General features: G+C 37.8%; 19 protein-coding genes. 13 read left to right on the top strand and 6 right to left on the bottom strand.

Going from position 1 to position 25,418, the window contains the following annotated elements; translation table 11 throughout:
* The first annotated feature begins 82 nt into the window (after positions 1-82).
* A complete protein-coding gene (locus AABJ51_RS12245) occupies positions 83-1,147 on the top strand; it encodes a hypothetical protein (protein WP_338372769.1) in 1,065 nt (354 codons plus the stop codon).
* Entirely contained in the window at positions 1,110-3,485 is a 2,376-nt protein-coding gene (locus tag AABJ51_RS12240; RefSeq protein WP_338372768.1) for a hypothetical protein, read from the top strand. Before AABJ51_RS12245 ends, AABJ51_RS12240 begins: the two co-directional genes overlap by 38 nt.
* Positions 3,486-3,550: 65 nt before the next feature.
* On the opposite strand, the gene gpmA is transcribed toward AABJ51_RS12240, so the two are convergent.
* The 4 genes from gpmA to rnr all read right to left on the bottom strand — a co-directional run bounded on the left by gpmA (position 3,551) and on the right by rnr (position 9,245).
* Positions 3,551-4,297: a 2,3-diphosphoglycerate-dependent phosphoglycerate mutase gene (gpmA, locus tag AABJ51_RS12235; protein ID WP_026626046.1), complete on the bottom strand. Its 747-nt coding sequence runs from the start codon at positions 4,295-4,297 to the stop codon at positions 3,551-3,553.
* Positions 4,298-4,395: 98 nt separating this feature from the next.
* Positions 4,396-5,400 (bottom strand): hypothetical protein, encoded by a 1,005-nt coding sequence (locus AABJ51_RS12230; RefSeq protein WP_338372767.1) that lies wholly within the window; start codon positions 5,398-5,400, stop codon positions 4,396-4,398.
* A 113-nt stretch (positions 5,401-5,513) separates the two neighbouring features.
* Positions 5,514-6,950, bottom strand: a complete 1,437-nt coding sequence (locus tag AABJ51_RS12225) for an MBOAT family O-acyltransferase (RefSeq protein WP_338372766.1) — start codon at positions 6,948-6,950, stop codon at positions 5,514-5,516.
* Positions 6,951-7,094: 144 nt separating this feature from the next.
* Positions 7,095-9,245, bottom strand: coding sequence for a ribonuclease R (gene rnr, locus AABJ51_RS12220; RefSeq protein WP_338372765.1), 2,151 nt, complete (start codon positions 9,243-9,245; stop codon positions 7,095-7,097).
* 331 nt (positions 9,246-9,576) lie between these two features.
* Here rnr and AABJ51_RS12215 point away from each other — a divergent pair, with 331 nt between their 5' ends.
* The 5 genes from AABJ51_RS12215 to AABJ51_RS12195 all read left to right on the top strand — a co-directional run bounded on the left by AABJ51_RS12215 (position 9,577) and on the right by AABJ51_RS12195 (position 18,116).
* Entirely contained in the window at positions 9,577-10,368 is a 792-nt protein-coding gene (locus AABJ51_RS12215; RefSeq protein ID WP_338372764.1) for a PhzF family phenazine biosynthesis protein, read from the top strand.
* Between the two features lie 365 nt (positions 10,369-10,733).
* Positions 10,734-11,741 (top strand): NAD-dependent epimerase/dehydratase family protein, encoded by a 1,008-nt coding sequence (locus AABJ51_RS12210; RefSeq protein WP_338372763.1) that lies wholly within the window; start codon positions 10,734-10,736, stop codon positions 11,739-11,741.
* Complete coding sequence (locus tag AABJ51_RS12205) at positions 11,742-13,466, top strand: ABC transporter ATP-binding protein (RefSeq protein WP_338372762.1); 1,725 nt, start codon at positions 11,742-11,744, stop codon at positions 13,464-13,466.
* Positions 13,467-13,571: 105 nt separating this feature from the next.
* On the top strand, positions 13,572-15,596 hold the full coding sequence (gene dnaG, locus AABJ51_RS12200) for a DNA primase (protein WP_338372761.1): 2,025 nt from the start codon (positions 13,572-13,574) through the stop codon (positions 15,594-15,596).
* A gap of 558 nt (positions 15,597-16,154) precedes the next feature.
* Positions 16,155-18,116 carry a phage tail-like protein gene (locus tag AABJ51_RS12195; RefSeq protein WP_134436935.1) on the top strand — a complete coding sequence of 654 codons (1,962 nt, stop codon included), beginning with the start codon at positions 16,155-16,157 and terminating at the stop codon, positions 18,114-18,116.
* A gap of 166 nt (positions 18,117-18,282) precedes the next feature.
* Here AABJ51_RS12195 and argS read toward each other — a convergent pair whose 3' ends face one another.
* Positions 18,283-20,082 carry an arginine--tRNA ligase gene (gene argS / locus AABJ51_RS12190; protein WP_338372760.1) on the bottom strand — a complete coding sequence of 600 codons (1,800 nt, stop codon included), beginning with the start codon at positions 20,080-20,082 and terminating at the stop codon, positions 18,283-18,285.
* Positions 20,083-20,178: 96 nt separating this feature from the next.
* Entirely contained in the window at positions 20,179-20,445 is a 267-nt protein-coding gene (locus tag AABJ51_RS12185) for an HU family DNA-binding protein (RefSeq protein WP_026626943.1), read from the bottom strand.
* Between the two features lie 220 nt (positions 20,446-20,665).
* Between AABJ51_RS12185 and AABJ51_RS12180 the strand changes: the two genes are divergently transcribed.
* The 6 genes from AABJ51_RS12180 to AABJ51_RS12155 all read left to right on the top strand — a co-directional run bounded on the left by AABJ51_RS12180 (position 20,666) and on the right by AABJ51_RS12155 (position 25,418).
* Complete coding sequence (locus AABJ51_RS12180; protein ID WP_338372759.1) at positions 20,666-21,439, top strand: rhomboid family intramembrane serine protease; 774 nt, start codon at positions 20,666-20,668, stop codon at positions 21,437-21,439.
* On the top strand, positions 21,423-22,301 hold the full coding sequence (locus AABJ51_RS12175) for a rhomboid family intramembrane serine protease (protein ID WP_338372758.1): 879 nt from the start codon (positions 21,423-21,425) through the stop codon (positions 22,299-22,301). Before AABJ51_RS12180 ends, AABJ51_RS12175 begins: the two co-directional genes overlap by 17 nt.
* Positions 22,258-23,409 (top strand): endonuclease/exonuclease/phosphatase family protein, encoded by a 1,152-nt coding sequence (locus AABJ51_RS12170; RefSeq protein WP_338372757.1) that lies wholly within the window; start codon positions 22,258-22,260, stop codon positions 23,407-23,409. Before AABJ51_RS12175 ends, AABJ51_RS12170 begins: the two co-directional genes overlap by 44 nt.
* A 173-nt stretch (positions 23,410-23,582) precedes the next feature.
* A complete protein-coding gene (gene queD, locus AABJ51_RS12165; protein ID WP_338372756.1) occupies positions 23,583-23,945 on the top strand; it encodes a 6-carboxytetrahydropterin synthase QueD in 363 nt (120 codons plus the stop codon).
* Positions 23,926-24,507, top strand: a complete 582-nt coding sequence (locus AABJ51_RS12160) for a 7-carboxy-7-deazaguanine synthase QueE (RefSeq protein WP_035331941.1) — start codon at positions 23,926-23,928, stop codon at positions 24,505-24,507. The genes queD and AABJ51_RS12160 overlap by 20 nt, the downstream gene beginning before the upstream one ends.
* Entirely contained in the window at positions 24,504-25,418 is a 915-nt protein-coding gene (locus AABJ51_RS12155) for a ribonuclease Z (RefSeq protein WP_134436934.1), read from the top strand. The genes AABJ51_RS12160 and AABJ51_RS12155 overlap by 4 nt, the downstream gene beginning before the upstream one ends.

Genomic DNA, 25,418 nt, shown 5'->3' with positions numbered 1-25,418 from the left:
GTTACTTAGATAAAATATTACCTTTGAAATAGACTCTTTAAGTAATAGATAGGTCTTAGACCTTAATTTCTGATATTGTAATATGATTGTGAAATTCCGATATACGGCTTGTGTAATATTATTGCTTTTCTTAGCATTGACAGCTTGTGTCAAAGAGACTCGAACCCGTGATGAGCAAAGGTCTTTTTGTTATTGGAAGACTCAATATGACTTTGATGAAGCCGATAGCACTATCTGGTCGCAGATGGGAGCCAATCATATGTATGTACGGTATTTTGATGTAGGCTGGGATGTGTTTTCGAAAATGGCAAAGCCTGTCGGGACAATCAAAGCCGGTACAGATTCGCTATATTGTAAACATATAACTCCGTCTGTTTTTTTTTCGAATATAGTTTTTTTGAAATCAACCGAGGGGCAGCTCGATACTCTCGCTCTAAGAATTAGAGACCGTATTGAGGAAGTGAACAGTCGATTTGAAAAACAACAGTTCGGATCGAAATATTCCGATATCCTCATTGATTGTGATTGGTCGCAAAAGAGTAAAGGCAATTTTTTTTACTTTGTTCAGCGTCTGAAAGAAGTAATTCCTGATAAAGAAATTACAACTACTTTACGCTTGTGGCAGTATAAGAATCCAACTGCGGCCGGTATTCCTCCTGTAGATAGGGTATTATTGATGTGTTACAATGTGCAGGCTGCAAATGAATATGATGCCAAAAATTCGATAGCGACCATTGATGAAATAAAGAAATATGTACAAGGGGTAAAATATCCTCTGCATATAGACTTGGCTTTGCCTATATTTTCATGGGGTGTTATTTTCAGAAACCAGCAGTTTAAAGGTGTTATCCGTAATGCAAAAAACGAGGATTATATCAATTCGAGATATACCAGGATCGGAGAAAATCGGTTTATGTTAAACAACGAAATGGTAATAGGCGATTTTTTTGCGCGTCCCGGAGATGAAATAAGGATAGAAGGGTTGAACCAGATGGAGTTGGAAGAACTGGCCGACTACCTGTATAAGAATGTAAAAATAGATAAGTATTCACGTATCACTTTCTTTTCGTGGGACTTTAGCTCTAAAATACTAAAAAGAAAACAGATAAATGAGATTAAAGGTATTTTTGATCGGACTGGCCGTTAGTCTGATCTTTTGTAAAAAAACAACAGCTTGCGGATATTACGAGTATGACTGGGAAAATCGTCCCATGACGTTCAGAGCTGCTTTGCCATCCATGGACAATATGCAGCCTTTTTGGTATACAACGGCTGTACGTTATCATTCAATGCATCCCGATCCTATGTCGAACGATCGTAAAAGAAATATCGGGGAGTGGCAAAAAGCGACTTCACCGGATGTGAAACTCGATGATATATACGTCATCCAGTATGAAACTTCGGCAACGGATTTTATTATGGCATACGAAACCGATGGACTTAAAGCTTGGGCGGAGAAAAACACATTAGTCGCTTATTTGATAAGGGATAAGAAACATAAAGACCTTTTAGAATATCTGTTGTTTGCTAAAGAAGCCGAAGTATCGGTTAATGATTTACAGGATCCTGATTTTCAATTTGAAGAATGGGGCACGGTAAATGCAAAGACTGATGAGAAAAGGACACAGTTATTTCTTAGAGCCGAACATAAATATAAGAACGTAAAGTCTTCTTTCTTAAAAGACCGTTATGCGTTTCAGGTTGCGCGTTTAGGTTGGGAATCCGGTAATTTTGAAACATCTTCCCATATTTTTAAGTCTCATTTCGGATCGGTAAAGCCTGATAATCTTATGAGTGCTTGGGCGGCTCTATTTTGTGCTATGTCTTTAGACAGGCAGGATCGTAAAGCTGAGGCCAATCAATTGTATATTCAGTGTTTTGATAATTGCGATGAGAAAAAGCTGCGTTGTGCCCAAATGTATAATGATACTGTTCAGACTCCTAAATGGTTTACAGCAAAAGAGAAAAGTATTGATGCCGTAATAAGGTCTATTCAATATCCGGGGCGTGAGCTTGACCGAATGCAGCAAATCGAAACATGGAATAAAAATTCGTCTTATATGCCGTTTCTGGTAATGAGAGAGGTTTGTAAATTGGAAGATTGGCTTTTGTCTACAGTATATTGGAAATCGGAGGAGGGAACTTTAGGCTGTAAAGATAAAGAACCCGCTTATCAGAGGTGGTTTGAAGACTCTGCAAAGAACAATCAGGAAACCGATTTGAAATATCTGGCGAGGTTGAAAAGTTTTATCCTAAAATTGAAAGCCGAGTCCAAAGTGCAATCTTATAAAGATTACTACTCCCTAGCCCTAGCCCACTTGAGTTTACTCGAAGAGAATAAACAGGATGCGGTAAAATATTTAGCTATGATATCATCTAAGGCTGACGAGTCGGTTCAGATACAAAAAGTGATTGAAGATGCTTGGATTTGGGTTAAAACCGAAGATGTAACAACAGAACGTTTTAAAACAGGGTATCTGTCGAAACTAAAAGCAATCAGAAAATATTTACCCGAAGCAGACAATAAGGAGAACCTTTCGGATCCGTGTTACGAAAACTCCCGTGTGTATTTTACTTTGAATCTGGCTTTGGCTAATGAGTTTTACAAAAAGGGTGATATTGTCTCTATGTGCCTATTGAAAACAGCTTATGATTTCGAACAGAGTTATCCGAAGGATTATCAGGTTCCGGCTTTTGCCTCTGAATATTATGGAAGGCTTCGACTATTTGATATGTATGCTTCGACTTCTGATATGGATAAACTGATAACTCTTATTGAGAAGCAAAATAAAACTGATTTTGAGAAGTTCTTATGTAACCAGCCTTTTAATAAAATAGATGCTTATAAAGATCTGAAAGGAACTATTGCCTTTCGCAATGGGGATCTCAAACTGGCTTTTGAAACTTTCAAAAGTATGGATCAACAGTTCTGGAAACATAATTACGAGTATGCGATGTACTTGAATGAAGATCCTTTTGTGCCTAAATTCTTTAAGACCAAGAGAGATTTCGGATATGAATTTAATAAAACCAGATTTGTAAAATCTTTGCTGGATCTGGAGGTGTTGGCCGCTGGTAAAGACAAGAAGAAAGTTGCTGATACTTATCTTAAGCTAGGGCATGCTTATTATAATACCTCTTATTACGGAAACTCGTGGATGATGATGTCTTATGGATGGAGTTCGGGAGATAGCTATTATACTCCGAATCCGAAGGAAACATGTGCATCAATGTGGATCAAAAATTATAGAACACCCAGCTTGGCTACCGGATATTATCAAAAAGCTTACAGTATGGCACAAGATAAAGAACAGAAAGCGTATGCGACATTGATGTTAGTTAGCTGTTATTCATTGTCTGATGATCCGAAACAGAATAAACCATTGATTACGCAATATTCGAATGAATATGAACGTCTTTATCGAAAGAAAACATTGTTTGACAAACAAAATGAATGCTTGTTATATGAAGCTTTTGTAAAATAAGGTTCATGGTTCATAAAAAAGTCCGATTCTTCAGAACCGGACTTTTTTATGAAAGGTCACTGACCTTATTTTTTCTTACCTTGATTAGCTACCGCATCCATCAATTTTTTGATTTCTTCGGGATCTCCAAGGAAATAGTCTTTTACAAGATTCAAATTATCGTCGAATTCGAATACGTAAGGAACTGCGGTTGGTAAGTTCAAGCTAACAATGTTCTCATCAGATATACCTTTCAGGTATTTGATGATACCACGTAAGCTGTTACCGTGAGCAGCAACGATAATTTCGTTATGATCTACCAATGAAGGATAGATTACTTCCTGCCAATAAGGTAGAATGCGTTCTACAGTATCTTTCAATGCTTCAGTTTCGGGAATATATGCTTTAGGTACTCCTGCGTAACGTGGATCTTGAGATGCCGAACGAGGGTCGCTTGGATCAAGTGGTGTAGGAGGTACATCGTAACTGCGTCTCCAAATCAGAACTTGTTCGTCTCCATATTTTTCAGCAGTTTCCGCCTTGTTTAAACCTTGAAGCATTCCGTAATGTTTTTCGTTCAGTCTCCATGATTTTTCAACAGGGATCCAGTCCAGATCCATTTGATCAAGAATAGTATTCAGAGTTTTGTTAGCTCTTTTAAGGAAAGAAGTATATGCTTTCTCGAATTTGAAACCTTCTTCTTTCAATAATTTACCGGCTTTAATCGCTTCTTTAACACCATTTTCTGTCAAATCAACATCTGTCCAACCTGTGAAACGGTTTTCTAGATTCCATTGGCTTTCACCGTGACGGATCAAAACTACTTTTTTCATATATGTTTTATTTTAATTGGATAATCTGAATTGCAGGTTTACTCATGGCAAACCTTTACAAAGGTAATAAATAGGATTCATTCTTTAAAGAGCATTACTCACTTATCACCATAAATTATATTCATTATACTATCTCCTATAAAAGGACGGAAATGAGATTCTTCGTAGTAGTTATATTTGTTTTTGGTGATATTATTAGACCCCGTGAAGTTATAAATCCGATCGGATCCGAATACTTTCTTTATAGTTTCCATATCTATCCGATGGAATATAGCCTGTGAATATAACGGATTGAGAATAATCCGATAGTCGGTATGATGCTTATCCAGGATTTCTTTAATTTGCCGCATATATTTAGTCGCCTTATCATCTATGATAGGATAAGGAGGCTCTCCGGTTTCGGTTACACTATAAAAATAGACCTGACTATAATATCCGGAGAAGTCTTTTTCTATTTTCGAATCCAGGTCTTCTCGTCTTGGTTCGTTAGTTATCGTATCGTAAGTAATTCCGCCGTCTTTAGAATAGTGGCGATTGACATACTCATTATTGATTCCGAATACTTCTTTTGCGTATAATGAGTAAAGAAAAGAAGGATTCAAATATGTCTCAAAGGTAATTTCATGAAATTCAATCCAACTGATGTCTGATAATGCTGGATGCTCGATGTATAGATATTTCGGTTGATTTTCTTGCTTTCGGAATGTATAGTCTGTATCAAAACAGAGAAGAGCATTTTTGATATCAATACCCTTTTCATCCAGAAACTTTAATTTATGATACATACCGGATATTTTTTCTCCGTATGCGTCAAACGAGTATACATTGGCATCTGCTTTCAGATGGCTTTTCCATGAGCTGACATGAAACCCGAAGATGCGTGAACTGCCGAATATAAATGAATTGTACTGTTGCTTACGGTAATTACGTAAGAAAACTTCAGTGGATATGTATCCTCTGTTTATATTGAAAGAATGTGAATAATCATCGTATGATTTTACTACTTTGAAAGGGTCGTATATGATATATCCTGCCAACAATCCAATAAAGATGATTACAGGTAAAATCAGAAATTGCAGAACCTTTCGTAAAAATAATTTCATTTTAAACAACTAAGTAAATAAAAGTATTTAATGATATGTTTTTAGTTTATAACAGGCTTTGGCTGTCCTACTTATCAAAGCATTAAATAGGTGTGTGACCGTAAATAGAGTCCTTAAAACTGAAAATAAATAAACTGTTGCTCATTGCCTGTCATATAGATTATAACAACGATGATCATATAATAAAAAGCCCACCGTAACGGACGTTTCCATGAAGTGGTAAATTGTTCCAAAGCATATTTACCTTCCCGCCCGCACCATTCGACTATAAAGAACAGAACAAGCACCATAAATATTTTACCGGAGTAGACTTCGGGTATTTTGAAAAGCGAAGCAGAAAACATTTCTTTGACATAAAGAATTGCCTGTTGCATGTTTTCCGATCGGAAAAAGATCCATGCAAAGCTGGAAAGGATAAATGTTGAAACTACTTGCACTATCTCTCTTACCGACGGAACCAATCTTCCCTGAGCAACCGTGTCCAGATTACGTCTGTTTCTTTTGAAAATGATTGATGGTATGATGAATAAGGCGTTTAGGCCTCCCCATACTATAAATGTCCAGTTCGCTCCATGCCAGAATCCGCTTACAATGAATATAATAAATGTATTGCGTATAGTTTTTAGCATTCCCCCACGGCTGCCACCTAAAGGAATATACAGGTAATCTTTGAACCATGAAGAAAGTGAGATATGCCAACGTCTCCAGAATTCAGCTATGTCTCGAGAGAAGTAGGGAAAGCGGAAATTCTGCAATAATTCAAAGCCTAAAAGCCGTGCTGTACCCAAAGCTATATCGGAGTATCCCGAGAAGTCTCCGTATATTTGAATAGCAAACAACATTGCTCCAATAGCCAACGTACTGCCCGAATATGACCAGTGATTATTAAAAATCTGATTTACCAATTCTGCGCAGTTATCCGCTATTACAACTTTTTTGAACAATCCCCACAGTATTTGTTTCAATCCGTCTACAGCCTTGCTATAACTGAATGTGCGTGGACGCTCGACCTGAGGGAGGAGGTGTGTCGCCCGTTCGATAGGACCTGCTACTAATAAGGGAAAGAAACTGACAAACAGAGAGTAGTCTATTGCATTTCGTGTAGGCTTGATCTTTCCATAGTATATGTCGAAAACATATGATAAACCATGAAATGTATAGAAAGAAATGCCTACCGGCAGAATCAGGTTGAGTGTGGCAAAATGAGGTGTGAAACCAAACCATGTTAAAAGTTCGGCAAATGAGGTGACGAAAAAATCGTAATATTTGAAAATTCCTAAAAATCCGAGATTGATCCCTACACTGAGGATCAGCCAGAATTTTCGTTTATTGTGTGATTCGCTGTTTGCGATTTTCAGTCCTGAAAAATAATCGAGGAAAGTGGAGAATGCCAGAAGGAACATGAAACGCCAGTCCCAGCATCCATAGAAAAAGTAGCTGCATGCAGCCAAAAATATATTTTGCCACTTCAGGGATTTGTTAAAAACAAACCAATAGAGGAAAAATACACAAATAAAGAATATCGCAAAAATACCTGAGTTAAATAACATTTGGAAATGTTGAGGCTTGATGCCTGTTATTAACCTGATTCCCTAATGAGCCGGAGTGTTTTTTTGAAGTGTATTTAATGATACTAATGTCTCAATGCGACACTTTTGCACGCCGAACAGCGTGCAAAAGTACGAATTTCTATCTTATTCTACAATAGAGAAATCTAATTGTTTACGTTCGAGATTGGCTCTAACGACCTTTACCTCAATCTCATCTCCCAGACGATATTCGCGTTTACTGCGTCGTCCGCGTATACAGTAGTTCTTTTCGTCGAATTCGTAGAAGTCATCATCGAGTTCTCTCATGGGGATAAGTCCTTCACATTTATTTTCTTCGATTTCGGCATATATACCCCATTCCGCTACACCGGATATAAGCGCTTTGAATACCCTGCCGATTTTATCCGACATAAATTCTACCTGCTTGTATTTGATAGATGCACGTTCGGCATTAGCTGCCAATTGTTCCATTTCGGAGCAGTGTTTACACTCATCTTCGGTCAGTTGTTTGCTTACGCTTCGTCCTCCTTCCATATAGAGGGTGAGCAGGCGGTGTACCATCATATCGGGGTAACGTCTGATCGGAGAAGTAAAGTGTGTATAGTAATCAAAAGCCAGACCGTAGTGTCCGATATTTGAGGTTGAATACACTGCTTTTGCCATAGCGCGTACAGCTATGGTAGAGATTAGATTCTCTTCGGGTTTGTCATGGACATCATCCAATAGTTGGTTGATTGATTTAGCTACTGCAGTATTGCTTCCATCAGTCTTGACTTTGTATCCGAAGCGGCGGATAAATTCCGACAAGCTTTGCAGTTTTTCGGGATTTGGTAAATCGTGTATGCGATATACAAAGGTCTTGGCATGCTTGTTTTTAGGAACCTTTCCTATAAATTCTGCTACTGTTTTATTTGCCAGCAACATGAATTCTTCGATCAGTTTATTTGAATCCTTTTGTTCCTTGAAATATACGCTTAGCGGTTTTCCGTTCTCATCGATTTCGAAGCGTACTTCTTCCCGTTCAAAGGCAATAGATCCATTCTGAAAACGCTTTTCCCGAAGCTTTTTTGCTAATTGATCCAGTTTCAAGACGTCTTCTTTAAAGTCTCCTTCGCCTGTTTCTATTATAGATTGTGCTTCTTCGTACGTAAAACGGCGATCCGATTCGATAACGGTTCGTCCGATCCGGTAGTTCTTTATATCTGCGTTTTCATTCAGTTCAAATATAGCCGAGTAACATAATTTCTCTTCATTCGGACGGAGAGAACAAAGTCCGTTGCTCAATCTTTCGGGTAACATCGGGATGGTGCGATCTACCAGATAAACGGATGTTGCACGTTCTTCGCCTTCTTTATCGATAATTCCTCCCGGAGTTACATAGTGGGTAACATCGGCAATGTGTACTCCTACTTCCCAGTTCCCGTTATCCAACTGGCGGATTGATAAGGCATCATCAAAGTCTTTGGCATCACGGGGGTCGATAGTAAAAGTCGTTACTTTACGGAAATCCTCACGTTTCGCTATTTCTTCTTCTGTTATTTCCGTTGGAATTTTTTCGGCTTCGGCTTCTACAGCTTCAGGATATTTGTAAGGTAGCCCAAATTCGGCAAGTATTGCGTGCATTTCGGCATTGTTTGTTCCGGCTATTCCCAGAATGTCAATAACTTCTCCAACCGGATTTTTTGCACGATCAGGCCACTCTGTTATTTCAACGAGAGCTTTATCTCCTGTTTTTCCGTTTTTAAGTTTTTCTTTCGGAATAAAAATATCATTAGCCAGAATTTTACTGTCCATCTCAAGAAAAGCAAAAAACTTCTGGACATTCAATGTCCCGACGAAACGGGTTTGTTTACGTTCCAGAATTTCTACAATTTCTCCTTCCGAACCTCTTCCTTTTCTTCTGGCCAACATCTGTATACGTACTCTATCGCCATTCATGGCATGAGCTGAATTACGTTCTGCAACGAAAACATTTTCTCCGCCATCGTCTGGTACGAAGAAATTTTTCCCTGTGCTTCTCCGTTCGAAGTGTCCTTCGAGAAACAATCCTCTTGTATTTGATTTGTATTTACCTTTTCCGGTGTCGATAATGAAAGCATCTTCCACCATATTCTCCAGAATATTCATCAATAACATACGTTCGGGTTGGGTTTTTATGCCCAGATCGGCTCCTATTTGTTTGTAATTGTATGCTTTTTCGGTATTCTTATTGAAAAAATTGACCACCATTGATACGAGGTCATTTTTCTTTTTTCTCTTTTTAGTCGGTTTTGACGGTATGTTATTTTTAGACATATATTCAATTATTTATTTTATTAAGTATTAAGAAAGAATAGGATATTACATGTCACTCTTTCACAAATGTAATGAAATATTGTTTAGCCAGCTTGTTTGCAATCACAATAAGTTGCTAACTTTTTATAAATAAAGGTCGATGTCATCCATCAAAGATAAACAGATTTAAAGAAGATAACGTTATAGTTACTCTTTTTGTTTTTTTATGTAAAATTCTCTTTATTGTTAGAGAATTGTGGTTTGCTTGTGTTATTTTTGGTTTATATATATTTATCAGTGGTTAGTCATCTGGATCTTTTCCTTTTTTATAAAAATAAAATAAATACTATCTATGGTGTTTGACGTGTTTCATATAGACTCATTTACAGAGACCCTCTTTGAGGGTAATCCGGCTTGTGTTGTACCTCTTGATGAGTGGATTTCTTCAGATTTAATGCTTAATGTGGCAAAAGAAAACAGTGTTGCAGAAACTGCTTTTATTGTACAAAATGGAGATTCTTATGATTTACGATGGTTTACTCCTGATCTGGAGATGGACCTCTGTGGACATGCAACATTAGCAGTTGCTCATGCCATAAAGACAATAATGGGGAGTAAAAAAGATAAGCTGTATTTTAATACCCACAGCGGTCTACTCTCTGTCGAAATATTTGACAGAAAGTATGTTCTTGATTTTCCATCCAGACCACCTTTAGAACTTCCGTCACTGCCTCAAGAGATGATTGTTTCTTTAAGTATTCAGCCAGACAAGGTGTTTAAGGCAGAAAGGGATTATATGCTTGTTTATGAGTCTGAAGATACTATTAGAGATATTGTTGTTGATAAGAATTTGTTTGACAGAATCAATTTAGGTCAGGGTGGTGTTGCTGTTACCGCTCCTGGGAAAAGTTGTGATTTTGTTTCACGGTTTTTCACTCCTCAAGCAACCATTTTGGAGGATTATGTTACTGGTTCATCTCATTGCTCGTTAATTCCATATTGGAGCGAAAGATTATTGAAAAGAGAATTGGTAGCACGTCAGATATCATCTCGTCCGGGAACATTATATTGTACGAATTCCGGTAAGCGCGTTCTTATTGGAGGATCTGCTGTTACTTATTCTGTTGGGAAAATTTATATATAAAGGGGTCTTAACCACAATAGAGCAAGTAATATCCTGTCCGATTTTTGCTACAGATACATTAATTGCTAATATGGATTGTCTAAAAAATATCCAGAAAGTATTCTATAAACTTAGTAACTGTTTAAATTTACCAAAATATGTATCACAATAACGATTCATTTCTTTTTCGTTTATTTTTAGGCTCTTTTTGCCTGAATTTTCATCTTTTCTCAACTCAAACAGCCCGCTGTTATCGTTTCAAAAAATAAAAATCGGCTGAAAAAGATCTTTAAAAATATAAACGAGCTAAATTTAAACAGTTACTTAGTCTGCAGAAAAATATATTTAACGAAGGGTAGTCGCAGAAGATAAGCTGTATTTTATATATGAAAAAAGTAATAATAACCGGAGCCAGCGGATTTATTGGTAGTTTTTTAGTTGAAAAAGCCTTGTCTTTGGGCTGGCAGGTTTGGGCAGGAATCCGAAAAAGCAGTAGTCGAGAGTATTTACAGGATAGCAGGATTGAATTTGTTGATTTAGAGTTTTCTAATGTAAATAGACTAACTGGTCAGTTGTCTGATTTTGTTGAAAAATACGGCGGAATCGACTATATTATCCATAATGCAGGTGTTACAAAATGTCTGAATAGTGATGATTTCGATAAGATCAATTTTAAATATACAGCCAATCTGATTGAGGCGATAAATACGGCGAATATATCGTTAGGAAAATTTGTATTAATGAGTAGCCTGAGTGCTTATGGAATCGGAGATGAAGTTAACTATACTCCGATAAAAACAGCGGATATTCCCAATCCTAATACGGCTTATGGCGAAAGTAAAATTAAGGCGGAACGTTTTCTCGAAGAAAAGGCAGCTTTTTCTTATATCATTATGCGTCCGACAGGGGTATATGGGCCTCGTGAAAAGGACTATTTCTTGATGCTGAAGACCGTGAAATCGGGATTGGATGTCGGGGCAGGATTTAAAAGTCAGCACTTGACATTTATTTATGTGAAGGATTTGGTTGATGCTGTATATCTTGCGCTGGAGAGTTCCGTTCGGAACAAGGGGTACTTTGTTGCAGATGGAGACGTTTATACTGATAAGGAATATACTGCTCTTGTGAAAAAAATATTAGGAAAGAAGTATGTGTTAAGTTTAAAAGTTCCTTTGTCTGTTCTTAAAGTGATATCAGTAATTTCGGAGGAAATATCGAAATTCACAAAAAAACCTTCTACTCTGAATCGTGATAAATATAAAATAATGAAACAGCGTAACTGGGAATGTGACATAACACCACTTGTCCAAGATTTGGGTTTTTCTCCCAAGTATAATCTGGAAAGAGGGCTGAGGGAATCTGTCGAATGGTACAAGAAGAATCATTGGTTGTAAATGAAAAAATATTGGGAAATACTGAAACGATATAAAGTGGGATTGCTTGTGAGTCCGCTTTTTGTTCTTGTAAACGTATCTAGTGAATCGATACAGCCACTATTTATGGCTCGTATTATAGATGAAGGTGTGATGGAACGGAATTTATCTGCTATCACATCCATAGGTTTGTATATGCTGCTCGTATCGGTTGCCGGACTAGCCGCCAGTATAGCCAATATTTACACTTCGTCACGAACTTCTATCGGATTCGGAACGGATCTTCGAAATTCTCTGTTTCGGAAAATTCAAGAGCTTTCGTTCTCTGATATTGATAAATTCAATTCGGCATCCCTTATTACCCGGCTAACCAATGATATTACAAAAATACAGCATATTGTACTTATCCTGATGCGGATATTTTTACGTGCTCCGCTGATGATTATCATGTCTGTGTTTTTTGTAGTAAAGATCAATAAAGAGTTGTCATTAGTCCTGATTGCTGCAATTCCTATATTGAGTATAAGTATTTATCTGATATTGAGAAAGGGTTTTCCGTTATTCGTAAAGGTTCAGCAGCTTGTCGACCGGTTGAATGGGATTGTCAGGGAAAATCTTATAAATATACGTGTCGTAAAGTCCTTTGTACGTGAAGATTTCGAAGAAGAAAAATTTACCCGCAGCAGCCAAGACTTACAGGATATGGTTGTAAGAGCTTCGAATATTGTTGTTTCGGCTTTTCCTATAATGCAGTTGATCATGAATCTGTCGGTAATAGCCATACTTTGGTTTGGCGGGGTAAAAGTTATTCACGGAGACCTGAAAGTGGGAGAGCTTATTTCGTTTGTCAATTATCTGGCTCAGATACTCATTTCGTTGATGATGTTATCGATGATAATGATGTCTTTCGCTCGTGCTTCGGCATCTTCAAAGCGGATTCTTGAAGTTTTGGATACGGATCCTTCTCTTGCAAATACCGAAAAAGGATTGCAGGCTAAGCATCTTATCGAGCAGGGAAATATATCATTCCGTCATGTTGATTTTCGACACAGAGACGGGGATGAAGATATATTGAAAGATATAAATTTCCATATCAGATCCGGCGAAACCATCGCTATAGTAGGGGCTACCGGATCGGCTAAGAGTTCTATGGTGCAGCTGATTCCCCGATTGTATGATGCTACGGCTGGTGAAGTGATGATTAATAATATCAATGTTAAAGATTATAATCTGGATGAATTGCATAATAAAATAGGTATGGTGTTGCAAAAAAATGAGCTTTTCACCGGAAGTATTATCGAAAATATACGGTGGGGCAAACCAGATGCTTCGCAAGAAGAAATCGAGGCTGCCGCTAAGGTTGCTCAAGCTCATGATTTTATTATGTCTTTTACCGATGGGTATGATTCTTTATTGGGTCGGGGCGGAGTAAATGTCTCAGGAGGTCAGAAGCAGCGTATTTGTATTGCTCGTGCATTGATCCGTAAGCCTAAAATATTGATTCTGGATGATAGTACTAGTGCGGTGGATTCGGATACCGAACAAAGAATAAGAGCCGGATTGTCCTCGGCTTTAACAGATACAACTGTTTTGATTATCACTCAGCGACTTAATACTATGCAATCAGCAGACAGAGTGATTGTTTTGGAGGATGGAAGGATTGAGGCCATAGGCACTCCTTCGGAATTGATTGAAAAATCTAAAATTTATCAGGAGATTTATAATTCGCAGCAACTGGTTTTCTAGGCTCTTCCGAAGACCTGTTGATAACTGTGTGAATATCCTGTGTCGATATAATAAGACTAAGTCTGAAGTTTATTCTTAACTTCGTTGTCCGGAAAGGATATTTTAATGATAGATCAGATTACAATAGATAAGATAATAGAGGCTGCACGTATTGAAGACGTTGTAGGCGAGTTTGTCACACTCAAAAAACGGGGTGTGAACCTGGTTGGGTTATGTCCTTTCCATACCGACAAAACCCCGTCGTTTTATGTTTCTCCATCCAAGAATATATGTAAATGCTTTGCCTGTGGAGAGGGAGGTAGTGCAGTTCATTTTATAATGAAGCACGAACAGCTTTCTTACTATGAAGCATTAAAGTATCTGGGTAAGAAATATAATATAGAGATTCAGGAGAAGGAACTGACTGAAGACCAAAAGAATGCTTATAACGAAAGAGAAAGTCTTTTTATTCTGAATGATCATGCCCGTAATTATTTTGTGAGTACCCTTCATAATCATTCGGAAGGAAAAACCATAGGATTGTCTTATTTTAAAGAACGGGGATTCAGGGATGATATAATCAAGAAATTTCAGTTGGGTTACAGTCTCGAACAACGGGATGCTTTTACTCAGGATGCCCAGAAAAACGGATTCAGGAAAGAGTATCTGATCAAAACGGGACTGACCATCGAAGGCGACAATTATGTGGTTGACCGTTTTCGTGGGCGTGTTATGTTCCCTGTACATACACTGTCCGGCAAGGTTGTTGCTTTTGGAGGGCGCATACTCAAAAAGGCGGAGAATACCGGAAAGTATGTAAACTCTCCAGAGAGTGATATCTATCATAAGAGCGACCAGCTATATGGTATATACTTTGCGAAACAGGCTATTACAAAGGCTGATTGCTGTTATCTGGTTGAAGGTTATACCGATGTTATTTCCATGCACCAGGCCGGTATCGAAAATGTAGTCGCATCCTCGGGTACGGCTTTGACTTTCGGGCAGATTAAGTTGATTCATCGTTTTACGACTAATATAACAGTTTTGTATGATGGTGATGCTGCTGGTATAAAGGCGGCTTTGCGTGGGATAGACCTTCTGCTCGAAGAAGGAATGAATATAAAAGTCGTCCTTTTGCCTGACGGAGAAGACCCCGACTCTTTTGCCCGTAAACAAAACGCCGAGTCATTACAGACTTATATAAAGGAGCATGAAGTCGATTTTATTCGTTTCAAAACGCAATTGCTTCTGGATGAGGCAGGTGAGGATCCAATAAAAAGAGCTGCACTTATTTCGGATATTGTAAACAGTATTACTATTATTCCCGATAGTATTATTCGTTCGGTTTATATCCGTGATTGCAGTAATCTGCTTGGGATAGATGAAAGAGTACTGATAGATGAGGTAAACAAAAAACGGCTCAACTATCTGGAGAAGGAATATGAAAAACGGACAACATCCAATCCTTCGGAATCCATACCTCCGGAAAGTCCTTATGAGGCAGTAGCGAATGTTGCATCTACCATCAATATAAAACCCCGTGAAGGAGTTAACAGGCAGAATACCTTAGATAAATACGAATTGTCAATCTTGTATTATGTGGTGAGATATGGAAACTTGCCGATGATTCAAGGCGAAGCAGCCGAAGACAGTGAGCCGGAAGAGCGAGTTTCAGCTTTAGAATATATCAAGTTCGACTTGGAACGGGATGGACTTTGGTTCCAGCACCCACTATATAAAGAGGTGATTGATGAGGCGGTGAGCCAGATTGATGACCCTAATTTTGTACCTAGTCGCTATTTTCTTGCTCATCCCCGACAGGATATTAGCAAACTGGCTGCTCATCTGCTCGAAGACCGTTATGAATTGGGGAAAGTTCATACAAAACAGTATGGTGAAAATGTTAAAAGAGAAGATACACCGTTAGCTGAAGAAAAACAACTGGAAACTGCGATTCCTTTGGCTTTATTAGAACTCAAGGATGCTTATATGTCTCTAAAATTGAAAGAATTGATGTCTCGAATGAATCAAAAATGGAAAGATGGCGATATGGATGGAGCAACAGCTATCCTTGGAGAGTTTCAAGAGTTAAAAAGGATACGTGATATTTTGGCTAAAGCACTGCTAGAGAAAGTTGTATTGAGGTTTTGAAAGAGAGAAAAGGGTGGATATCTTGCGTGTTAAAATATATATACATATATTTGCCCTGTAAAATAATCTCTTATCCAGCTAGATGGCGATTTTTTCTAACATAAAAAATATATGGGGTATTCTAAATTTTAACGATTTAGGCTTGCATATATGTGCTAAAATATTAGAGAGAGAGAGAGAGAGAGAGAGACACACACACACACGCACGCACAGGCGTATACTACATAGGCGAATAAAACTTAAATTAGTTCGCCAATTTAAATTCTACCTATATAGAATAAAAAGGTGTTTGTTGTATCATACCGATGCAATGAGTTTTGTTATGCCTCTATTTATACATATACTTATCGGACTATTTTTCAACTTCTGTTATAGTTGGGATAACAGGATGTCTCGTATAAACACGTTGTTTTGTTGTTGTTCGTGTGTCGTACAGGCAAATATCCTGAAAAGGAGTAGACTCCTTGTTGCGGTAGGACGCAGAGATTGCATCCTGCCGTTATTTTATAGGTTTGAAAATCAACTCTCGATATTAAAATTACAAATTAAAGAATGACAATGAAGAAGTTTTATTTAGTATTATTATCCCTTATCAGCTCGGTGATTCTGCAAGCGCAGGTGGGAATAAATACCGAAAATCCGCATCGGCTGACAGAGCTGGATGTGAAAAATATTGTGAATGGATCTGATACTATTCCCAAAGGCATCCTTGTGCCCAGATTAAGGACTGAACAACGTGACCAGATGGTTATTGCCGATGTTAAAGATGATAACGGTATCCTTATCTATAATATAGATGAAGATTGCTATAACTATTACAACCGTCTGGAAAAAGAATGGAAAAGTATTTGCGGAAAAGCAAGTAAGGCTGTTTTTACGATGGATTGTAGCAAAGTATCGGTCAGTGGCGAATATAAGAATGGAGTGGAAACCGGTTCTGCTAATTTTATATCTGTAACTGTTGATGTCACCAAACGAGGGACTTATTCTATCTCGGCCACAATAACAGACCCTAATAAAGAAAATGGATATTTCTTTACGGCTTCGGGTGAATTTTTGTCGGAGGGAACTTATACTCTCCGTATTCCGGCAATGGGTACTCCTATAAATTATTCTAATCCGGATAAAGATCATTTTACAATAGATTTGAATGGAGTAAGGATGAACGGTTCACAGCCTGCTTGTACTTTTGAGATAGAAGTGAAAAATTCGGCTATTCGTCCTCGTTATACTATGTCTTGTTCAGGCACAGTAGTTTATGGAGAATATTATGAAGAGAAGGCTTTGGATGCGTCAAACTATATAGAAGTGGTTTTGAATGTTGAGTCAACATCGTACGGTGCTACTTATGAAATAGAAACCAATGAAGTGGATGGTATTAAATTTAAAGGATCAGGAGTCTTGTCTTCCACTCCTCAGACTGTACGTTTGCAAGGTGAGGGTGTGCCCTATAAAACATCAACCAAAAGTTTATACATCCGTTCTAATAGCGAATCTTCTACAGCAACCTGTATTGCTGAGGTTTGGATTATCATTCCTCCGAAACGAATCCTTACCATTGCAACAAATAATGCTTACGGTTATAACTTCGGATCTGTTGGTACGGCTTCGAATAAGATGATAACCGATCCTCTTAATTTTGGACCATTGCGTAATAGTATAGTTCGTTATTCAGGATTTAAGAATAAAGGAACGGGCATTACCTCTAATGAGGGAGCTGATGATGGACGGACAATTGTTTCGCGAGATGCTGGCTATTTTAATTCTACTGCCAGAGATCAGGAATTTCATAATTTATTATTTGGAACGAGTCAGTATCCGGCTGTCGATATCTTGTATATCGGATGGACTGGCGGTATCGGGACGGCTGCATCATTGTGGGATAATATAACAACGAATCAGCTCGAGGATATTTATAATTTTGTGCATGGAGGAGGTATTCTTCTTATGTTTAGTGAAGCTCCGGTGTTGAATAATAAGATTTTCAGAAAGATATTTGAGAAAAGTGATATTAATTTTGTCGCTGGAGTAGGTACTAATCCTCCCGGATCGATTTATCGTTATCCGACTATTACCGACCCTATTTTAGACGGGCCTTTCGGAAATCTGACCGGCTTGTATTGGGGTGAGGATGCATCTACCACAAATTATGCTATAAACCTACCATTGGATCAGGTTGTGCTGTATTCCAACAATGTGAATGTAGCTAGTGGTAATGCGGAGATAATGAATGCCGCGACAGCTTTCCGCCATCGGACTTTACCTTTTGTTTGGGTCGGAGATGGAGGCTTTACTTCCAATGATGCTGGTACATCCAACATTATATGTCCATTTAAATTGGCAACGAAAACAATTAAGGGTACAACCTTTTCAAATTACCCTACGTATAAGCCTAATTATGGGGCAGGAACAATTTCCGGGATGTCATCAACTTTTCAGGTGTATAATGCCGTTTTTGCAGCTAATGCTATGGCATGGTGTATTCAGACAGCAGAAGAGTATAAGAGGGCTCAGAAATAAAAAGAGAAGCATAATTAGAGTGTAGTTAATAAAGGAGACAATTTAATTGTCTCCTTTATTTTATCCATACCTAAAATTTGATGAAAATTTCGGCACAATGAAAGAAGGTAACATCCTATGCAGATATTACCTTTCTTAATATTGTATGATATAAGGATATGAGCCCTTACATTCTGTCCGGAACTTCTATTCCCAGCAGCTGCATACCTTTTTGTACTGTACGTGATACATTTAGAGAAAGAATCAATCTGAAATTGCGGATAGCTTCGTTTTCTTCTTTCAATATCGAATGATCATGATAGAATTGATTGTACTCTTTCACCAGGTCATATATATAGTTTGCAATGACAGCAGGGCTGTATTCGTCTCCGGCCTGTTTAACTACAGCCGCAAATTCTGCTAAGAGCTGGATTAGGGATTCTTCTTTTTCTGTTGGTTGTATGCTGTTATCTATAGCATCGGAAATGTTTATTCCTGTTTCGGCAGCTTTACGTAATACCGATTGTATGCGGGCATATGTATACTGAATAAAAGGACCTGTATTACCGTTGAAATCGATAGATTCTTTCGGATTGAAGACCATGTTCTTTTTGGGGTCTACTTTCAGTATGAAATACTTTAATGCACCAAGTCCTACGATACGGGCTATGTTGTTGGCTTCGCCTTCGGTGCAGTTGTCCAGTTTGCCTAATTCATCGGAAGTTTCACGGGCAGTGACTACCATTTCTTCGACAAGGTCATCTGCATCAACAACAGTTCCTTCACGCGATTTCATGCGTCCCATTCCTTTGGGTAATTCTACCATTCCATAAGAAAAGTGTACTAAGTCTTTTCCAAACTTGAAACCCAGCTTGTCAAGAAGTATTGCTAATACCTGAAAGTGGTAGTTTTGCTCATTTCCAACTACATAAACCATTCTATCTATGTGGTAATCATCATAACGCAGTTTGGCTGTGCCTATGTCCTGAGTCATATATACCGACGTGCCGTCGCCGCGTAAAAGGAGTTTTTGGTCGAGTCCTTCTCCTGTCAAATCCGCCCAGACGGAATTGTCTTCTTTTTTGAAGAATGTTCCTTCTTCGAGGCCTCTTAATACTTCGTCTTTACCATTAAGGTAAGTTTCGGATTCGTAATATATCTTATCGAAATTAACCCCTAAGACTTTGTATGTTTCGTCGAATCCGGCATAGACCCAACTGTTCATTTTTTTCCAAAGTTCTACAGTGTCTTTGTCTCCATTTTCCCAGAGGCGAAGCATTTCACGGGCTTCCGCCATTAATGAAGATTTTGCTTCAGCTTCTTCTTTTGCCAGACCTTGTTCCTGTAGGTTCTTCAGTTCTTCTCTATAGTGTTTATCAAATAAAACATAGAATTTTCCTACAAGGTGGTCGCCTTTTTCTCCGGTTGATTCGGGAGTCTCTCCATTGCCCCACTTTTTCCATGCGAGCATCGATTTACAGATATGGATGCCTCGATCGTTTACTATATTCGTTTTTACAACTCTGTTTCCATTTGCCTGTAGTATTTCGGAGATAGAATATCCTAACAGGTTATTGCGGATATGTCCAAGGTGTAGGGGTTTATTTGTATTAGGTGATGAATACTCTATCATTACCAGCGGCGAATTATCTGCAGCTCTGATGATGCCATATTCAGGCAGAGAGTTTATGTCGGATAAGAGTTCCAGCCAACATTTTCCGGCAATTTCTAAATTCAAGAATCCTTTTACGACATTAAAACCGGATATATAAGGGCTGTTGGCAGAAAGCCATTCGCCTATTTCCTGTGCTGTTTGCTCGGGGCTTTTTCGGGATATTTTCAGAAACGGGAAGGTTACCAGGGTTAAATGTCCCTTAAACTCTTTGCGTGTCTTCTGTAATTGGGTCAGCGACGCTTCTACTTCTGTACCATAAAGCTCTTTAATTGCCGATGCAATACTAGCCTCAATTGCTTGTTCTATCTTCATCCTTCTAAACTTTCATTTTTATCTATAAAGTACAAAGCTACAAAAAAACAGGAAAGAGTAACTCCTTCCTGTCTTCTTGTTTTTTTTGATTTGTAATTACAAATTTGCTAATTCAGCTCCTGCTTTGAATTTCACAACTTTTTTAGCAGGGATGTTGATTGTTGCTTTAGTTCTAGGATTGATACCTTTTCTTGCAGCTTTTTCTGTAACAGAATATGTTCCGAAACCAACAAGAGCGATTTTTTCGCCTTTTTTCAATTCTTCACCTACAGTTTCGATAAAAGCATCCAACGCTTTTTTTGAATCAACTTTGCTTAATCCAGCTTTTTCTGAAATAGCATTAATTAGTTCAGTCTTATTCATAATAATGCAATAAAAAAATTAATAAAAAATTTGATTTGTTTAATGATTTGCCTAATATTCAAACACCAAATATAGATTATAGTTTAGTAACTATCAAAAAAAAACGCCAAAACATAAGTTAAATCAACGATTTATTGAATTTTTAAGGGATATGGAACTTAATTCTAATGACCAAAAGGAAAATATCCGTAAATTTGCGTTAAATACTTATTGATATTTTATGAATCAAAGCAATAGAGGTTTTTTTAGTTCGGTTCCTACGGTTACACTCAATATCATAATCATCAATGTTATATGTTGGTTGGCTCAGATGTTGTTTTTATCAAGAGGAATAGATCTTAGTGACTATCTGGGACTCCATTATTTCAGTTCGGATCAGTTTTATCCTCACCAGATAATTACATATATGTTTTTGCACGATCCATCAGGTATCATGCATGTATTATTCAATATGTTTGCGGTGTACATGTTTGGTCGGACACTTGAACTTGTATGGGGTGGTAAGCGTTTTCTGTTTTATTATATCATAACCGGAATAGGGGCTGCTTTGGCCAATATTCTCGTAATGTTCCTTCGTATTAAATTTGCAGAGATGAATCTGTCCCCCGAAATGGTGGCCGAAGTATATGTGAAGGGAGCCGCTCTGATAGAAAAGGGTATGACTTACAGCGATCCGGCTATGGCTAAACTGAATGAATTACTCTATCTTGCCAATGTGGGTACTACAGTAGGGGCTTCCGGTGCGGTTTTCGGAATATTAGTTGCTTTCGGAATTATGTTCCCATATGTGGAATTGATGGTGATACCGATTCCTGTTCCTATCAAAGCAAAGTATTTTGTAATTATTTACGGACTTATTGAGCTTTTCTTGGGAGTGTGGAATAAAGCAGGAGACAATGTTGCTCATTTTGCCCATTTGGGAGGTCTGCTTACCGGATTGATTTTGGTGTTGTACTGGAAAAAGAGAAATAAGAAAAATGGCAGGTTTTATTAATTCTATAAGAGATATATTAAGAAAAAAAGATACTCTTTTTACGCTGATTTTCGTTAATGTTGCAATATTTGCAGTATGTGCGATATTTAGGGTGATAGGCGTTTTATTTGAAATTAATTACCCCGATTTAGGCATTTACTTTGAGGTTTCGTCTAATGTCCATACTGCGTTAAGCCATTTTTGGACATTGTTTACTTATATGTTCTTGCATTATGATATCTGGCATATCCTTTTCAATATGCTTATGTTGTATTGGTTCGGGCTTATATTCCGTTCTTATTTTACGTCTAAACATCTGGTCGCTGTATATATTCTGGGCGGTATTGCCGGTGCATTATTTTATATTCTGACATTTAATACCATTCCTTATTTTGTAGGGTTGGGAGCCTCTTCTATGATAGGAGCATCAGGAGCTGTAACTGCAATTATATTTGCTGCGGCATTTTATAATCGCAATCTTGAAGTAGGACTCTTATTCTTAGGTAGAATTAAGATTATATATATAGCTCTGTTTATCTTTCTGTTGGACTTTATTGCCTTAGGAGGAGGTAGTAATACTGGAGGTCATGTTGCTCATATTGGAGGAGCTTTATTCGGTTATCTGTTTGCAACTCAATATCTGAAAGGACGGGATATTACTAAATGGTTTAATTATCTGATAGACCGGGTCGCTAATCTGTTCAAAAGATCACCCAAAATGAAGGTGTCTTATCGTAAGGGAAAGACAGATGAGCAGTATAACCAGCAACGGCACAGCAATGAAGTTGAGATAGATCGTATCTTGGATAAGATAAAACAGTCGGGCTATAATAGTCTGAATGACGAAGAAAAAAAGAGATTATTCGATGCAAGCAATAAATAACAGATTTTTCAGAGGGATACGGCGTTTTTTGAAATCGATAGCTTTTGGGCTGAATATTTTTACCCTTTTGTTATTGTTGTCTTCGTGGTTGAGTTGGACTGTATCTCCCGAAAGGTTTTCAATATTTGCCTATCTTGGGTTAGGATTTGCTTTTACATTTATTGCGGCTATCCTTTTTCTGTTTGTCTGGAGTTTTGCCAGAAAATGGAAGATGCTTGCTGTAAATATTTTGGTTATACTTATCTGTATTAAACCCATTACCGCATATTTTCCCGTGAATATCTTTTCATCTAAGGCTCCTGAGAAAACATTGAAGGTGATGACGTATAATGTAAGGGGTTTTGCGTGGGATGTAAACAGAGGATGGGATAAGAAACATCCTATGGTTGAGTATATTAAATCAGTTGATCCGGATATTATCTGTATGCAGGAGTATTTGAGCGTAGGATGGGGTGTGAAAACTAATACTCGTAACTTGCTTAAAGCTTTGAAGAAGTATCCTTATTATTCAATGACTAAGTTAAGGCCTGGGGATCGGTATGAATATGGTTTGCTTTGCTTATCGAAATATCCGATAAAGAAAGTTTTGCCTATTCCTATTGTAACTAGTGATAATGGTTCGGTGTTATATGAGATAGATGTGGATGGTAAAAGAATTACTTTGATTAATAACCATCTGGAATCGAATCGTCTGGCTTCTGATGACAAAAAAATGTATAAGAAGTTTATTAAGCAACGCGATTCTCAGATGCTTGATGAGATAACTCATAATCTGGAACGTAAGCTTGGTGGCGCATATAAAGTACGTGCTCCTCAGGCTGATCTCATAGCCCACTATATAAGTGAGCAGAAAACTGATGCCACTATTGTCTGCGGAGATTTTAATGATACTCCTATATCTTATACATACAGGACGATATCTAAAAATTTAGTAGACTCTTATGTCGAAACAGCTTTTGGACCCAGAATTACTTATCATGAGAATTTTTTCTGGTTCAGAATCGATTTTATAATGCATTCTAAGAATGTAAAAGCGTATAATACTACTATTGATAAAGTGAACTTCTCGGATCATTATCCGGTTTGGACTTGTCTTGATTTGAATTAGAGTCTTAGGCTTCTTTTATTCTGTTCAGACAAGTTTGTTCAGCCTTAGAAGGCTTCGGTTCTTACTTACTAACAGAAAGTATTTGATGACGTATTTTAAAAAGCGATAACAGACTGATGTTATCATGCTTACAAAGCATACAAGTAGGTCTGAGACCTTAAAACTAAAAAGTGATGTATAAAATAAGTAAACAATTTGCATTTTCGGCCTCTCATATTCTGGAAGGGTTACCCGAAGGGCATCCTTGCGGGAGAATGCACGGACATAATTATATTGTGACAATTCATCTCAAATCTGATGTTTTGAACGATGTCGGTTTTGTGAAAGATTACAGAGAACTAGGTGTTATCAAACAATTTATAGATGATAAACTTGATCACAGGCATTTGAACGATATCTTCGACATGAACCCTACAGCTGAGAATTTGGCTCGTACCTTATATGAGATCTTTGCGGAATCTATTCCTCAGATTTATGCTGTGGAAGTATCCGAGACTCCTAAAACTACTGCTATATATGAAGCTGACGGTAAATGAGATATTTTATTCACTTCAAGGTGAGGGAGGAAGGGTAGGAGAGCCTTCAATTTTTATCAGGCTTACAAAATGTAACCTTGCTTGTTCTTTTTGTGATACTGATTTTGCCGATGGAGATGATATGTCTTTAGATGATATTTTGAATGTGATAAGTAAGTTCCCTTGTAAGTGGATCATCTGGACAGGAGGAGAGCCTACATTACAGCTTAAAAACGATCATCTGGCTTTTTTTAAAGAGAGAGGGTACAAGCAAGCTATAGAAACAAATGGAACAAAACCTGTTCCTTCTTTAATTGATTATATTACTTGTAGTCCCAAAGTTAATTATTCGAGAATAAAGGAGCTGATCCCCAGAGTAAATGAGATAAGGATTCCGTTACTGAATGGAGATGTGTTGCCGGATATAGATATTTTTCCGGTTGCGGATAAATATTTTGTAAGTCCTGTATTTGATGGCGATAAGCCCAATACGGAGAATATAAACTATTGTGTAGAGCAAGTTAAGGCCGATACTCGATGGACGCTTAGCTTACAGGTACATAAACTGATACATATTGAATGAATAAGTTTGAATTGCATATCTTAGGCTGTGGTTCTGCACTTCCGACGATGAAACATGTGCCATCGGCTCAAGTATTGAATATTCGTGAAAAGCTTTTTATGATAGATTGCGGAGAAGGTGCTCAACTTGAGTTCCGGCGTTCGCGTTTGCATTTCGGACGTCTCAGCCAAATATTTATTTCGCATTTGCATGGAGACCACTGTTTTGGCTTGATAGGGCTTATTTCTACATTGGGTTTGTTAGGTCGTACAGGAGATTTGACTATTCATTCGGTTCCTGAGCTGGAAGGAATACTTCGTCCTCAATTGGATTTCTTTTGTAGCGGAATGTCTTATAAGGTAATATTTAAGCCTTTTGATTCATCTAAGAACGAAGTTATCTATTCTGATCGGTCAATACGTGTAAGTACTATTCCTCTTGATCACAGAATGCCTTGCGCCGGTTTCCTCTTTGAGGAGGTAGAGGCAGACTTGAATTTGAATGGAGATATGATTCGTTTTTATGATATTCCTCTTAAAGAATTATCCAAAATTAAGAAAGGAGAAGATTATATAATGCCATCGGGAGAAGTAGTTCCTAATAGTCGTCTGACTAAGCCTCGTATCCCTGTGAGAAAGTATGCTTATTGTTCAGACACAGCGTATAAAGAGGATATTATTCCGATAATAAAAGGGGCCGATTTATTGTATCACGAATCTACATTTCTGGAAGATAATGCAGCCAGAGCAGCCATGACTAGGCATAGTACAGCCAGGCAGGCTGCAACAATAGCAGCTAAGGCTCAGGTGAAAAAACTAATGCTCGGACACTATTCTTCGAGATACGATAATGAACAGGATTTTGCTGATGAAGCGAAGTCTGTTTTTAAGAATGTTATACTTGCCAACGAAACTATTGTGGAAAAATTATAA

It is taken from the genome of Indolivaga capnocytophagoides (assembly GCF_036511535.1).
GTDB classification, from domain to species: Bacteria; Bacteroidota; Bacteroidia; order Bacteroidales; family Dysgonomonadaceae; genus Dysgonomonas_A; species Dysgonomonas_A capnocytophagoides.
This window is presented reverse-complemented; position numbering and strand designations above follow the sequence as displayed.